Annotated in this window: 12 protein-coding genes and 2 pseudogenes; 3 read left to right on the top strand and 11 right to left on the bottom strand. The window is 34.3% G+C overall.

What is annotated here, in order from left to right; all coding sequences use genetic code 11:
* Window positions 1-170 precede the first annotated feature (170 nt).
* A complete protein-coding gene (locus tag AN957_RS06690) occupies window positions 171-932 on the bottom strand; it encodes a glycoside hydrolase family 25 protein (RefSeq protein ID WP_053474771.1) in 762 nt (253 codons plus the stop codon).
* A gap of 365 nt (window positions 933-1297) precedes the next feature.
* Here AN957_RS06690 and AN957_RS06685 point away from each other — a divergent pair.
* Window positions 1298-1779, top strand: a pseudogene (locus AN957_RS06685) (DinB family protein).
* 123 nt (window positions 1780-1902) lie between these two features.
* Here AN957_RS06685 and AN957_RS06680 read toward each other — a convergent pair.
* The 8 genes from AN957_RS06680 to AN957_RS06645 form a co-directional block, all read right to left on the bottom strand.
* Window positions 1903-2313: a hypothetical protein gene (locus tag AN957_RS06680; protein ID WP_231690026.1), complete on the bottom strand. Its 411-nt coding sequence runs from the start codon at window positions 2311-2313 to the stop codon at window positions 1903-1905.
* A 586-nt stretch (window positions 2314-2899) separates the two neighbouring features.
* Window positions 2900-3169, bottom strand: coding sequence for a hypothetical protein (locus AN957_RS06675; RefSeq protein WP_231690025.1), 270 nt, complete (start codon window positions 3167-3169; stop codon window positions 2900-2902).
* 471 nt (window positions 3170-3640) lie between these two features.
* Window positions 3641-4045 (bottom strand): NUDIX domain-containing protein, encoded by a 405-nt coding sequence (locus tag AN957_RS06670; RefSeq protein WP_053474768.1) that lies wholly within the window; start codon window positions 4043-4045, stop codon window positions 3641-3643.
* A gap of 47 nt (window positions 4046-4092) precedes the next feature.
* Complete coding sequence (locus AN957_RS06665) at window positions 4093-4677, bottom strand: LOG family protein (RefSeq protein WP_053474767.1); 585 nt, start codon at window positions 4675-4677, stop codon at window positions 4093-4095.
* A gap of 692 nt (window positions 4678-5369) precedes the next feature.
* The gene (locus AN957_RS06660) at window positions 5370-6128 is read right to left on the bottom strand and encodes an alpha/beta fold hydrolase (protein WP_053474766.1); all 759 of its coding nucleotides are present in this window, start codon (window positions 6126-6128) and stop codon (window positions 5370-5372) included.
* A 489-nt stretch (window positions 6129-6617) separates the two neighbouring features.
* Window positions 6618-7145 (bottom strand): hypothetical protein, encoded by a 528-nt coding sequence (locus AN957_RS28280; RefSeq protein ID WP_056682981.1) that lies wholly within the window; start codon window positions 7143-7145, stop codon window positions 6618-6620.
* 757 nt (window positions 7146-7902) lie between these two features.
* On the bottom strand, window positions 7903-8751 hold the full coding sequence (locus AN957_RS06650; RefSeq protein WP_056682978.1) for an MBL fold metallo-hydrolase: 849 nt from the start codon (window positions 8749-8751) through the stop codon (window positions 7903-7905).
* Between the two features lie 84 nt (window positions 8752-8835).
* Window positions 8836-9294 (bottom strand): VOC family protein, encoded by a 459-nt coding sequence (locus AN957_RS06645; RefSeq protein WP_056682975.1) that lies wholly within the window; start codon window positions 9292-9294, stop codon window positions 8836-8838.
* A 219-nt stretch (window positions 9295-9513) separates the two neighbouring features.
* On the opposite strand from AN957_RS06645, the gene AN957_RS06640 reads away from it, so the two are divergent.
* Window positions 9514-10458, top strand: a complete 945-nt coding sequence (locus AN957_RS06640; protein WP_056682972.1) for a helix-turn-helix transcriptional regulator — start codon at window positions 9514-9516, stop codon at window positions 10456-10458.
* A gap of 350 nt (window positions 10459-10808) precedes the next feature.
* Here the strand turns inward: AN957_RS06640 and AN957_RS06635 are convergent, their stop codons facing one another.
* On the bottom strand, window positions 10809-11987 hold the full coding sequence (locus AN957_RS06635) for an MFS transporter (protein WP_056682969.1): 1179 nt from the start codon (window positions 11985-11987) through the stop codon (window positions 10809-10811).
* A 138-nt stretch (window positions 11988-12125) separates the two neighbouring features.
* A complete protein-coding gene (locus AN957_RS06630; RefSeq protein WP_053474761.1) occupies window positions 12126-12941 on the bottom strand; it encodes a MerR family transcriptional regulator in 816 nt (271 codons plus the stop codon).
* A gap of 533 nt (window positions 12942-13474) precedes the next feature.
* Here AN957_RS06630 and AN957_RS06625 point away from each other — a divergent pair.
* Window positions 13475-14164 (top strand): annotated as a pseudogene (locus AN957_RS06625) (IS110 family transposase); the annotation flags it as partial.
* Between the last annotated feature and the right edge of the window lie 580 nt (window positions 14165-14744).

Raw genomic sequence — 14744 nt, 5'->3', positions numbered from 1 at the left:
TCTCACTCCTAAATAACACTATACGAGGTATCTATTTCTTTCTTTTGATATTTCTTGTGATTTATAAAAACATAAAAATGGGAAAACGTAAGCCCTTTTCATTAAGAAAGACGCTTTCCTTGTTTCAGAAAAACATCCGATTATGGTATAACACATATAATTAAATAATTTTAATATCCGTACTCTATAAATTCCTTTTCACTACCATAAAAAACATTTACATCTATGTACTTTTCTTCTCCACTATATCCATCTAATTGTTCTCGGTCTGTGTACTGCCAAAATGTCCACTTTCGTTTATCTGGTAACGAAGGTTGGGTAAAAACATCCCTTATCCATATATCGCATTGTTCAAAACTATTTTTTATATACAAATCATAAGCCTTTCGTGTAGTGTAAAGAATTACACGTTTTCCATAATGTTCTTCAAGCATTTTCACCATTGTATGAAGCTCTTTTTCTACTTGACTACGATTAGGAGGATTTTTTTCTTTATCACCATAAAACTCAACATCAATGACTGGTGGTAATGCTTGTTCACTAATTGGCACTGTTTTAATATAATTCTGAGCTTGAGTTTTGCCCTCACTATCATAGCTAAAAAAGTGGTAGGCTCCAATCCGTAAGGTAGTATTTTCTGCACTTTTCCAATTCTTTTCAAAATATTTATCGACAAAAGTGCTCCCCTCTGTGGCTTTAATAAAAGCAAACTTTAAGTCTTGTTCCTGAATTTGTGCCCATTCTATTTCACCTTGATAAGATGAAACATCTACACCTTTCACAGGATAATGTTTTGCACTGGAAGCATTAGGAATAATGATGCCTTGATACCACAATAAAATGGTCAAGAGTAATATACTTATTAAAAAAAAGATAGAATAAACAAATATTTTTCGTTTTCTCTTTTTTACAGCTATATTTTCAACTATCATCTTCTTTCACACCATTCTGATTTATTTTTACTTTACTCATCTCCAGAAGAGGGGATGACTCATCAATAGAAAAAAAGTCTCTTAGAGCTTATTATCTATTCTATTTGAAAGCCTCTAACTCCTTGTTCAACTAAATGGACCGATAAATCAAAAAGACACGTTCCTATATAAACGGGTTCTTTAACGGAATAACTGATGTGTCTCTAATAGCTGGTTTTTCGGAAGATCGTTGATTAAAGTATAGGCTCCAGAGATATAAAATTCATGTATATTTTCACTCCTATGTATTTTTTTCGGAATATTAAATAAAATGATCGTAACTAGTGAATTTCATTTAGATAGTTACAAACAAGGAGGCAATCCTAATGAGTAAAAAAGAAATCTTACAAAATGTAGTCAAGCAAGTTTTTTACGAAGAAGAATGATATCAGAAGCATTAAAAAATCTTACCGCTGCACAAGCATGTTGGCAACCAGAAGGAAAGGCGGGTAATACAATTTGGGAAAATGCAAACCATTTACTAACCTTTAAAGAGCGCTTACTCTCCCGCTTACTACAAGATGACACATTTGTTGCTCCACAAAATAATGATGACACGTTTGTGCAAGGTGAAGCTAATGATGAAGATGCTTGGCAAGAAACAGTGAAGCGAACGCTTCAAGTACATGATTCCTTGCAATCTTCATTAACATCCCTTCATGAAGCAGAACTGGATCAACTAAGTCCTTCTCTACCAGTTTGGCAACAATATCTGAATATCCTTTTGCACGATGCTTATCATACAGGACAAATTGTACAACTTCGTAAACTACAAGGTTCATGGCCAGCTCAACGCTCATATTTATAAACGATGATTACAGTTTCTTGGGTTTCGCACCCAACAAAACGATTGAAGAGCAGATCTAACTGTTACATCAAAAAAAGAAGCCTTTCGTGTTCTGGAAAAGCGCCTTTAATTGAACAAGGTCCATTAAAAAGAGGTATTACCAATTTTAAAGGTAATACCCTTTCCCTTACTTATTCTGATATATGTTTGCACTCTAAAACTTCTACCTTGATTACATCCAATCTTTGGACTATCACAAGATGGAGATACTCTTACTTTAACGAAGTCTTCTGCATATTCAAATGGTTTATTGTTACTGTCAGGAACTTGAATTCTTAAGGAAATATCATAAGAATGATTGTTGTTATAAACAATATTCTCAACCCTCCGTTGCTGCCAGCCAAAGCCAGAAGCTTCTTTTCCTCCATATTCTTTTATTACCCTTTTATCAATTGCTGGAAATATTATATCCCGAATAATATCTTCTGGTGTAACATACCAATTTTCTGCATACGATTTAATTTCCTTTTGCTCTAGAGTTTTTGCACTAACCACATTATGTATGGCAAACACTAATTAAATTGTAACTATAACAAGCATTTTTTTCATGATTGTCACTCCCACAGATCTTTACAGCTAGAATCCCCAACTCAAATAACTATTAACCAAAACAATCATTAACCCGAATGTCCGAATCGTGTTGTTTTCCAATTTGTATCAAAACCTACATTAATGAACTAATTTAAAGTTCAACAAACCTGCATTTTAAGTGGAATCATTTATAAACACTATACAAAAATGCATTCAATTTTTCTTAAAATTCTTCCTCCATTAAATGCCCTTTTCATGAAAAAAGACACTTTCCTGATTTCAGAAAAGCGCACTTTAATGGAATAACTAAAATATGAACTCAATCTTAAAATCAATTAATACTTCTTGAACTAAAGTACCCTTAAGTTCAAGAAGGCACTATATTGGAAATTTCTTTTTAAGTTCTGTCTTAGATTGAAATCCCAAAGACTTTTATAGAATTTTATTGTTTAATTTGCTATTTCTACGTCTATATCATCGGAAAAGGCTAACATTATGAAAGATCATTTATTTCAATAATGAAATTGCTTTGACGATTGTGAGGGGAAAACTAATCTCCACAATCATCCCCTCCACCATCGCTATCCCCGTTGTTAAAACCGTCAATGTCTCCATCATTATCGCCATCGTCGAAAAAATCATTTATAGAATCAATTATGCTTTTATTCTGACTTTCAGCATTCAAATGATGGGCATTAATAAAACTCTCAAACGTAAATACTTGTATAGCCTGTTGTTTGTGTCTTGAAATAAAGTAAAAACAGATAATTATTATAATAATTACAAGCAATACGATAGACAGAATCACAATTTTATTCAAAACTATCCCTCCATACTTGTCTATTAATTAATATATGAACTATCGTGTTTTAAATTACATATTTTAACAAGCACAAAAATAGAAAACGCGGTTGAAGTTAAAACACCAGCGTTTTCCTTTGTAATTTTTTATTATGAATCGGTACTACCTGTTTCATTTGAACAACCAGTTAATAGCAGTCCAATAATCCCTAGCAAAAGAATAATGATACTACGCATTAATTTCCCTCTTATCATAGTGCTTAACATTCTTTATTCCACATTATCATTAATATTCCTTCATCATCTAACTGTCTCTTTTATGGAATAACTTACAATTTCAAAAATAACTTTTTAACTCCTTCCTTATTCCACAATCTGCGATTACGGAACAAAAAATTCAGCAATACTGGATTTTTGAACAATCTTTTTTATAAATACCGACTCCAATTCAAGTCCATAACGTAACTCTATTTCCCCTCTCCTTAAACGATTATCGTAATTGTTTAAGCGCGTGATCCGTTGTAATGGTGATGTTATCTGGCATCTCGTCAATCGGGAACCACTGCACTTTTTCTAAAGCATGAGGCTCCTTATTTTTCACTTGTCCATTTGTAATACGCACGATAAAAGTAGGAGCGACATAATGAATATCTTCTGCTTGAATGATATGATTCGTTACACATAACAGTCGTGAAATCTCAATATCAATTCCAAGCTCTTCTTTAATTTCACGTCTTACCGCATCTTCTATCGCTTCCATATAATCAACCTTACCTCCAGGCAGACTCCAGCAGCCCGCTTCTGGCGCCTTTTTACGCAAGACCAGTAAGATTCTGTTATTCTCATCCAATATAACCGCTCCAACGCCAACCTTCGGTAATTTTTCTTTTTCCATTAGTGCTCCTCCATGTTCCCGCTTATTTTTATTGATGCTATTTTCAATCAGGTTTGAGACTTGTTTCTAATATACGTTTTGACTGAGGGTGGTTGATAGGTAGCAAATTGATCAAGCAAGCCTGTAGATTTCGTATCGACAAGGGCCATCGAACGATACTTTTCCTGTAGAAACTGTTCATTTGTCATATGATCAAATAATTTGATCAGCGGATTGAAATAATTATTAATGTTTAACAGTCCGCACGGCTTCTTATGCAGTCCTAACTGTGCCCATGTAAAGATTTCAAAAAACTCTTCTAACGTTCCTGGCCCACCGGGTAAAGCAATAAAGCCGTCTGCCAGGTCCGCCATCTTGGCCTTTCTTTCATGCATAGATTCTACAACAATCAGCTTGGACAAGTTTTTGTGGGATATTTCTCTTTCATCCAAAAAGCTTGGCATTACCCCGATCACATGTCCGCCTGCTTCTAAAGCGGCATCGGCCACCGCTCCCATGACACCTACACTGGCTCCTCCGTATACAAGGCCAATCCTACGCTTCGCAAGCTCTATTCCTAGCGCTTTTGCTTCCTCTATGTAAATGTCGGATGCCCCATTACTCGATCCACAAAATACAGCTAACCTTTTCATATGTATTCCTCCTTTAATGACACACTGTTATCGATTATACAGGACAACCAAATGTTTGGTAAAGTATTCCACATATAGGAAAAGAGACTGGTATGTAGCTGTTAGAGTGAATAAAGATGAACTAAAAATGCAGCACGACTTTGATATAACAGCAGGAAAAAGAACTCCGTTTGACAAAGATTGATCAAAGGAGAGCCCTTTTTTAAAAATTAGTTATCAAATTTTCATAAGAATGTTGATCATTGCGAGTCATCTTTATTTTATAAACATTTAAAATTTTTTCAAAATGGTGCGACTCTTTTATAAACAGTTAAACTTTATTTCAAACCAACATTTTCTCTACAACTTGTCCCACAATCTGGCTCGATTGTTGATTAAAAGCTAAAGACCATTCCACCACTAAACTGCTTCGTTCGTATAATAACTTCAACGAAAAATGGTATCTAATTTTTGTTCAAGAGAAACTCTTGCCATAAAAAAGGAACCTCTAAGTGTTAGATTCGTGTCTAACATTTGGGGTGCAGTTCAGTTACAGGAAAGCGCCCTTTAATGGAATAACTATATTCTGACCGCTCTCATAAAATCACTTAATAAACTAACGCACCCGTTAGTTTAAGTGAAATACTTCACATATGAAATATATTCATTCAATCTTAGACTTGATACCAAAAAAATTTTAAAAGCAATGTCGCTTATTTTCCCATCTCCATCAACATTAACATAATCTCCTCTATAACAATTTCTGGCTCATCATGATGAATATAATGTCCACTTCGACTAGCAATTCTGTACTTGCTTGACGTTGACAGCCATTGGAATTCTGCTTGGAGTCTTTGCTCAATTTCCAGTATTTCTTGAGATGGCCATCCCTCTTCATCATTGTCAGGCAAACCTCTTGTAATAATTGAGAGAGGGAGGTTGTTTTGCTTTGAATGATCAACGATTTGCTTATAGCTTTGTATTTTATCAATCTTCTCACTATTCAACATAGGATTCTCGTAATATTCCCTATTTCCTGCAATCAGATTTTCTGGTAGAACCTTTTCATAGGCAAGTTCTTTATATTCCGGTGCAGCGTCAACCAAAACCATACCACAGATGTTCAGTGGATAAAGGCTGGCATATAATCTGGCGACCAAACCACCAAAAGAATGTCCCACCAATATATAGGGTTTCTCCACTTCAAGTGCTAGCAACAATTCGTTGAGCTCCTCGACTAGATCATAGCAAGTCGTCGGGACGGATGCGACTTGACTCCTGCCAATACCCGCCCTGTTATAGGACAAGGTTGATGTTTTTTGCGATATTCGGTCTTGGACTTTTTTCCATGTCTCATAGCTATCGCCTAACCCTGCTATGAAGATTACGCTTGGAGTACTGTTACGTGAATTATTATTGAATAGTCTGCGGTTATCACAGATATCAATTATCTTTTTATTTTGTATAGTCACTTTTAATCACCTAGTTCAATTATAAGCTTCACACTATTAATATTTCCATAATAATTGGATTATTATATAGTTTTGCGAACTTTTCCATTTTTTATTTTGTAACTTCAGCTGAAACCACTTCAAAAGAAATCTGTAGAATACCAATTGATAATTTGCTTACTTCCAAGTTTTTTGTCGTTTTAAACATTTCACACTGGATCGCCTAAATCTATTTGATTGTTCTGTACATATAAATAGACCATCGAATGATGGTCTTGTTCTGCTAAAGTACCTGTTAGTAAAAATTCGAATTTTCAACTTTTTCTTTTTCTAAAAATACTTTTAACAAAATTCCCCTTGAAATCAGTATATTCATTTACTCTTGTGGAAGACATTTTTAGATAATCCAACTTAATCTCTAAATACAGTTTTCTTGCTGTTGCATCTGAATTAATATAAACAACAAAATCTTCCAATAATAAGATAGTGGAAGGTTATTTGGCAGCTCAATTATACGATTTGTGAACAAATAATATAACCGCACAGTGTAAACTGTTGATTACCTTGACCTTCTGCTCGAAAAATCCATTGATTAGGGGAAGAACCAACCGGTTGCATTTGAGTAAGTCTAACTTGATTACCGCCAGTAATAGAAAACCCAGCAGAGATCGCAATATTACTAGGTGGACAGGTAATTGTAAAGGTCGCGACACCAGCTTGTGAAGTTACACATTCTGATACTATTTGAAAACCAGTTAATCCAGGTCCTTGTGGTCCCTGTGGTCCTTCTGGTCCCTGTGGTCCTTGTGGTCCTTCTGGTCCTTGTGGTCCTTCTGGTCCTTGTGGTCCTTGTGGTCCTTGTGGTCCTTGTGGTCCTTCTGGTCCTTGTGGTCCTTCTGGTCCCTGTGGTCCTTCTGGTCCAGGAGGACAATTGCACATTTGTCCGTGCGATTTTGGAATCGGAAACAGTGGACAGCATCCTCTAAACTTTGAATTAGAGGATTGAGGCCAGGAAGGAGGAATAATATAATGTTTCATTTTATCATCCTTTCTCAATTATCTATAAAATTATATATTCAAAGATAATTAAGATGCCTGGACAGTTTTATCAAAAACAATCACTACTTCTCTAACAAAAGAATTGAAAAAAATCTATAAACTACAATTAGAAACAAGCTTTTACTAGGCATTGAATATCATGATTTGGATTTAGTCTTTGCTCAAAAAAATAGTAAACAAATCCACCCACCTAAAAATGGCAAGAAATTATCGAAAGCCCGTTGATAAAAGCGGCTTACCATATTGGCGGGACTGTGTGGGAATCCACCCCACCAGACCTGCCACGCAGGTATCAAGCAGTTTTGAAGACTGTGGAGGACAACAGTAAGCATATCAGCTTCATAATTTTCACATTAATATGCTAGTGATTTTGGGAGGGATTGTACTATTTTCATATTTGTACTATTATCCTTTTTGTACAACATATGACTTCAATTACTACAACAACATCAAAATTTTTACCACAACAAAATCCCTTATGTTTCTTCAACTAAAGCACCCGTTCGTACAACAGCCAATCAATATTGTAATATTATACTCTTATCTATAGCAGATAAAACTTGATTCTTCACTTATAGTAGTCACGCTTATAGTTGCTAAGACCATTATAATTTTATTTTTTTTCTGTCAAACCATCAGATCATGTGATACGGAAAAAATGGCCTGCAACTCATTAAAAAGCCAACTCGTTTTTAAAGAGTTGGCTTCACATAATTGTGATGATAAATCTATTGAACTATTGTGATCGAATAATATGATCATTCACAAATCCTTTTATGAAGAATAATTCATTATCATTTGGGTCTCTCTTATTATCTACCTTAAAACATTCTATAGCACTTTCTAGTGATGTGGATTTTGTAGCTTGACTTGCTGTTGTCAACTCTTTCCAATACATATTCATTTCATCTTTGTTATAGATAGATTCATGACCCAGCAAGAAAAATTCAGAATCATATTTTTGAATGTCTTTTATCATGGGCAATAACAATGATTGCTTGAAATGGAATAAAGAATTTGTATTAGTACCATAAACACTATCACCTAAGAAAATAACTTTTTCATCAGGAATATAAATGATTGTCGAGTCATCAGTATGAGTGCTTCTGATCCTCTCAAGGAAGCAAAGTTTATTTCCCAAATCAATAGTTAATGAATTTTCAAAAATTACATTTGGAGAGTTCAACTTAAAATTTTCTCTATTAGGTATTTCAGACTGTATTATTTCCTTACACATAGAAGTCATTTTATTAGTATTCACATACTTTTGAAGAGAACTATCATCGTATAGATAGCCTTGCCACTCTTTAATCACTTTATTTGTCTGACTATTAACTATAACAATAGCATCAAATTCATTCATACCTAAAATATGATCCCAATGTGCATGTGTAATAACCACATATTTAATAGGTGGTACGTTTAGTTTATCTATTTCCTGTAAAAAATCCTTAGCATGTTGTACAGAATTACCTGAGTCTATTACCAGACTGTATTTGTCTCCACATACCAACCCTAATGTTGGTCGGACTCGTTCATCTTGATTAGATAAATAATAAATACTATTACTTAATTTATTTAACATGTTATCTCTCCTCTATTCTTAAATGTTACTTTTATGAAATTTTTCCATCTGACAATTCTCAAGAGTGAAACAGATTCATAACGTTTAACTATCCTTTTGATGTCCTCTTTTTACTGCATCTTCTGATAGTGCTGTGAAAATTTGAAAGGTAACACCGAATTTGTCTGTTATCATTCCATAAGCTGGGCTAAAATGAACTTGTTGAAGTGGCATCACCACTTGACCTTCTTGGCTCAACAATTCATAAAACTTAGTGGTTTTCTCTATTTCATTGGTCGATATACAGATGTTAACGTTGTTCCCGTTTCGATAAGGCATACCAGGGAACATGTCAGCAACCATGATATTGGTCTCACCGATATTTAATATTGAGTGTGCCACCAAATCCTTCATATTTTCTGTCAAAGGAGATTTGGGATCTTCCGGTGCATCCCCGAATGTTTGGCTAAATAAAAGCTTGGCATCCAGCACTTCCTTATAAAACTCAATGGCTTCTTTTGCATTTCCGTTCATCATCAAAAATGAACTCAATTGTACAGTCATAGAATGACAACTCCTTTAGATTTTGTGTAGTATAAATACTCATATCTTTGGTAAATCCAATACTTATCTTTCATTTCAACCGGGTTATTTTACTCTCAAATACAACTATTTTTACGCTTTTTTCTTTTTCATATGTCCCCTTTATCTATTTGTGATTATACATTATAATGGTGACAACTTTTGTCACTGTTATGTTTGTTTTTAGGAGGTTTATCATGAATGTCTAAAGCAAAAAGATTAAATGAAATGATCATGATGGTTAATCGAAAAAAAAGATTTAAAGTTAAAGAATTAGCACAAGAATTCGGCGTGTCAAAAAGAACCATATTGAGAGATTTACAAGAATTAAGTGAGATGGGCGTCCCTCTATATTCTGAATCAGGTCCATATGGTGGGTATCAAGTACTTAATGAAAGAATTCTGCCCCCAATTGCTTTTAATGAAGGTGAGGCTATTTCTATATTTTTTGCAATTCACGCATTACGACATTATATTTCCCTCCCTTTTGATAGTGAATATGAATCTATTATCAAGAAATTTTATTTAAATCTTTCTGGAGACATAAGGGAAACGATAGACAAGATGAAAAATCGAGTTGACTTTGTGTCTGTTTACCAACAGGAAGAAACTCCTTATATAAAACAATTATTAGAGGTATCAATCAAACAAGAAATAGTTATAGTAGGCTATGAAGTAAATGGAAAAATCACGTATAGAAGTATTCAACCTATTGGTATTTATGCAAATGAAGGAAAGTGGTATTGTCCATCTTATTGTTTTTTAAGAAAGGATTATCGTGTATTCAGATGTGATCGCATAAAAACTATTGAACTTGATGTAAATACTGTACCTATTAATTTATCAACTATTTATTTAACTAACCGATTTTCTCTTATAAATAGAAATAAAGAAACATACCAATTACATGTGGAATTAACAAATAAGGGTGTGGATAAATATAAATCAACAAAATGGCCAAATATTGAGTTGATTATAAGAAATGATGGGACAGGTTTTTTGAAAGGAACTATCTTAAAAAGCGATACTGCCTTTTTTTCCAATTTCTTTATCAATTATGGTGAAGATGCTATGGTTAAAAGCCCCTCCGAATTAGTTGATTCCATAAAAGAAAAACTAAATACCATTTTAAAACAATATCTTTAACAAACAGTATTACTCCTATATTCAATGGAATTTATATTTTGAGCATTAATTCTTGGATGTATGTTCCATTTTCCCTTCTTTCTTCTCATTCAATTATGCTCTCCCTTAGTGTAATAATAAAAGCTGCCAAAATGGCAGCTTTCTCTATAATACTTGCGCCATTAGTTAAAGAAGTGTGTGCGTTAGTTGATCGTTTTTAAACCGCTTAATGCATGTGCATTATTTTTCATTTCACAAGAATGTATTTTTTCTGTTGACTTTACTTAAGAAAAAGGAAAGCAAGTACTAAAAGTAAACGACTAATTCCACTCAAATTCGAACCAATAGTTGAAATAAATAGACGATCGTTTCTAACATTTTTCCATCAATGTCTTACTACTAGAGATTCGTTCAAAAGCAACTAACATTAAGGTCATTAGTAAAGCAAGAACAACAGTGCCGGCACTGACCCAACTAAGATTCAATACAGATGTGTCCATTATCACAAGTCCTCCTAGTCCCGAACCTAGGGCGAATCCAAATTGAATAAATGAAGTGTTCACACTTAAGGCGATATCAGGAGATTTCGGTACCAGCGTAACTAAATATAGTTGCTGTGCTGGAGAGGTACTCCACGTAGCTATCATCCATATCATGATAACGGCAATAATGCCAACTAGATTTCCACCGATTAGTGCCAGTAAAATCAACATGAGTATTTGTAATATTAATCCAGTGAAAATCGTAAACTTTGGACCTTTTTTATCCGCAGCTATCCCTCCAATGCTAGAGCCGATGAAGCTACAGATTCCCGCAAGTAATAAAATACCACTAATTTCTGCAATTGTGAGATTTGCTGAAGCTTGTAAGAATGGTGTTAAATAGGTGAATAATGTGGAATAGCCGCCTACATAAAATAACGTCACTGCAACTGCTAACACAATTCTTTTATCTTTTAATATGGATAATTGCATACCAATCGTAACTGGTTCTTGTTCCTTAATAGCAGGAACACTCCTATAAACAGCGAGTAGTGGAATAATTGTTATCAAACCAATTAATACGAATAATCCCCTCCACCCCATGATCTCACTGAGAAATGTGCCAAGTGGTACTCCAACGACTAAGGAGCTACTTAAACCCATTAAAATGATCCCAATAGCACTTCCTCTTTTTTCATTCTCAACAAGGCGAGTAGCAACAGCCATTGCTACGACAATAGCAATCCCACCACTTAATCCTTGCAAAATTCGTGTGAAAAGAACCATTTCAAAAGAATGACTAAAAAAAGTGATAAAATTACTCAAAATGAAAATGATAAGCATCGATAACAATATTTTTTTGCGGTCAAAATTAATGGTGAGGGCAATGACAATAGGTGCACCAATAGCCGCTGAAAGTGCGAATGAAGTGACCAATAACCCAGCAACAGATGTAGATACACTTAAGTCAGTTGCTACCATTTGAATGATACCTGTGATGATATATTCAATCGTTCCTATTAAAAAGGCTGCTAGGGCAAGCAAATAGATGACTGTTTTATTTTTCATCGAAACATTTCTCCTTCGGACAACCAATTATGTTTTTTTCAAAATAAACAAACAGTAAAACTCTCTTCCAAAAATTAAATGCAGTTTACCTAATTTAGAATTTGTGAAATGAACCACAAATTCATTGGGAATTCTACTTCATAGTTCAATCGGGATTTGAATTTCAATTAATCTATCTTCTTGGTTTTCAGACAATGGTAAATAAATTTCTCTACCCGGCTGATCTTCTTTTACTCGATAGCCATTTTTTTCTATCCATGTCGCCAAATCAATACAAGCAGTTTGTGCAAAAGTTGATTTTGAACGAAATAGCAGCGTAGCCATCGTTGTTTCAGCTGGCAAAGAACGTATATATAACTCCTTTGGAAGAGATGCAATTTCACCTTTGACAGAATATCCCACTTCAAATTCAAAATCACTTTCTTTTTCAGCTGATTCTCTCCATAGCACGATTTGAGGTTCGGTTATCAAATCTCGACTATATTTTCCTAGCAAATGATTAAGGGTTTGAAAGAGAAAGGGAATCTCTTCTACTGATCCGTAAGAATGAAAAGAAATGAGGCGCTCACTTTCAACTGTTTTTATAATAACCTCCTGCTCCCTTTCCGCACTCCCTTCCCGTCCGATTAACTGCATACGTTCTTTAATACGGACTAATTTTTCTTGTTCTTTCTCCAGCAACTGTTGAATTTCGCTCTCTTTCAGCTTAAACATCCCCTGAATCTGTTCTAAAGAAATTTCTTCATGAAGGAGCTGAGCTATTTGTTTTAAGGTAAAACCTAATTCTTTGTATAAAAAGATTCGATTTACTTCAAGAAGCTGCTCTGCTGAATAATATCGATAACCTGTATCTCGATCCGTTTTCTGGGGCTTTAATAGCTCAATTTGGTCATAATAACGTAACGTTTTTACGGGAACTTTACTTAACATAGAAAAATCACCTATTTTAAACATCTTAAATCCTCCATTTTGTTTATTTGATCAGAGTATAAACCCTTTAGTAAGGGGGAAGGTCAAATGATTTTTTGAAAAATTTCCGAATAACTATTTATAAATGACAATACTACAGAACTAAATTGCAGTGCGAATGAAAAAACGAGTATAAAAAAAAGATATTGCTTTTGACACAATACCTTTTTTAATCAACATATTCTAGTTCTATAATTCCTTTAAGATCTATCACTAAAAATTATTTACATAGCACTTTATTCCCTAACCAAACTGCTTCTTCGTATTATAAGGTTAGCCAGAATGCTAAATTTTTCTGGTTGACCTTATTTATATTGGTCTTATTATATCAGTAGCCAGGGTAGAACGTAACTGCTCGTGGGGCTTCGACCCCGTCAACTAAACGGTTCGCCCCCTACTTGTAGAAACATGATTGAGGCTGGTTGGGACTTAGATCTCGTATAACAAGCGAAGCTGTGATACTGCATGGAGGAATTAGGGGTTACTGGCAACTTACTAGTTTAGGAGGAGATTTGAAAATGAATCCAGTCGTTGGTCTGGATGTATCAAAGGGAGAAAGTCAGGTTCAAGCATTTTTGGGAAAAGGAAAACCATTTCGAAAAAGTTTTAAAGTTTCTCATACTCTTGAAGGTCTTGGTTTACTTGTAGAATTTTTGGAGGAAGTTAAGAGAGCAACAGGACAGAAACCACCGATAATCTTAGAATCAACAGGACACTATCATTCCTCAGTTGTTCAATACTTGGAGGACCGTGGATATTTATTGATAATCGTTAATCCATTGATTTCTTATAAGGCTAAAAGTTCAAGTCTCAGGAAAGTAAAAACAGATGCAGCTGATGCTTACCATCTCTGCGAGCTGTTTTATAAAGAGGACTTAGAGCCTTATAAAAAGCGAGGAGTTCAACTTTTAAACCTTCGAAATCTTACCAGACAGCACGAGAATATAACTGGGGTATTAATCCAAACAAAGCTACAATTTCAAGCCATTCTGGACCAGGTCTTTCCTGAATATAGAGGGGTTTTTGGCGACTTATATTCAGTAGTATCACTGTTAACTCTTTCAGAGTTTCCCTCATCTGAAGATATATTAGAGGCAAGTGTTGAAACCTTAGCTGACAAAATCGCTCAATTATGTAAAAGCCGTTCATACAGATGGGCAAATGAAAAAGCTATTCAACTCAAAGCTGCCGCAGACCGAAATCCGTTTGATATGTTTGTGAATATGTAGATGATAAGCTAGATACCCGCTCCCCTTCTACTCTCTATAATTATGTATTAGACTATAAACTTTTTTTTGAATGGTTAATTAAAAAGAAAATTGCTAAATGCATTGAAATCAAAGATGTACCCTACTCAGTTTTAGAAAACTTAAAATTAGAACATGCCAAAGCATTTATAAGGGATCTTAATCGACGCGACATTCAAGTAAACAAGAATGAAACAAAGAAACCTGAAAAAGAAAGCGTAAATCGAAAAATTTCCGCTCTTCGATCTCTTTTTAAATACTTAACTACTCAAACCGAGAAAGACAACGGTGAGCCTTATTTTTATAGAAACGTCATGTTGAAAATTGAAGTAACAAAAGTTAAAGAGACAAAAATATTCCTTGCTTCATTCTTTGTAAGATTCCATATTGATGTTGCAGCCTTTACAAAAGAATTACGTATACCCGATCGAACATTATATAGCATATATTGAATCAATCTCTTCATTTGCATCTTTAGCTAATAATTTTTTTGTGAACTTAAGAATAACTGTATGGGTTCTATCAATCGTTTCAATTTCAA

This window comes from Cytobacillus solani, assembly GCF_001420595.1.
GTDB lineage: Bacteria > Bacillota > Bacilli > Bacillales > Cytobacillaceae > Cytobacillus > Cytobacillus solani.
The sequence above is the reverse complement of the archived record's forward strand: the minus strand, read 5'-3'. Positions and strand labels throughout refer to the sequence as shown.

Bases quoted from the DNA above. Each gene is read 5' to 3' on its own strand.
- AN957_RS06670 (WP_053474768.1), bottom strand. From the start codon at position 4,045: ATGGAAAAAGAAAAATTACCGAAGGTTGGCGTTGGAGCGGTTATATTG.
- AN957_RS06665 (WP_053474767.1), bottom strand. From the start codon at position 4,677: ATGAAAAGGTTAGCTGTATTTTGTGGATCGAGTAATGGGGCATCCGAC.
- AN957_RS06690 (WP_053474771.1), bottom strand. From the start codon at position 932: ATGATAGTTGAAAATATAGCTGTAAAAAAGAGAAAACGAAAAATATTT.
- AN957_RS28280 (WP_056682981.1), bottom strand. From the start codon at position 7,145: ATGAAACATTATATTATTCCTCCTTCCTGGCCTCAATCCTCTAATTCA.
- AN957_RS06645 (WP_056682975.1), bottom strand. From the start codon at position 9,294: ATGACTGTACAATTGAGTTCATTTTTGATGATGAACGGAAATGCAAAA.
- AN957_RS06635 (WP_056682969.1), bottom strand. From the start codon at position 11,987: ATGAAAAATAAAACAGTCATCTATTTGCTTGCCCTAGCAGCCTTTTTA.
- AN957_RS06650 (WP_056682978.1), bottom strand. From the start codon at position 8,751: ATGTTAAATAAATTAAGTAATAGTATTTATTATTTATCTAATCAAGAT.
- AN957_RS06630 (WP_053474761.1), bottom strand. From the start codon at position 12,941: ATGTTTAAAATAGGTGATTTTTCTATGTTAAGTAAAGTTCCCGTAAAA.
- AN957_RS06640 (WP_056682972.1), top strand. From the start codon at position 9,514: ATGTCTAAAGCAAAAAGATTAAATGAAATGATCATGATGGTTAATCGA.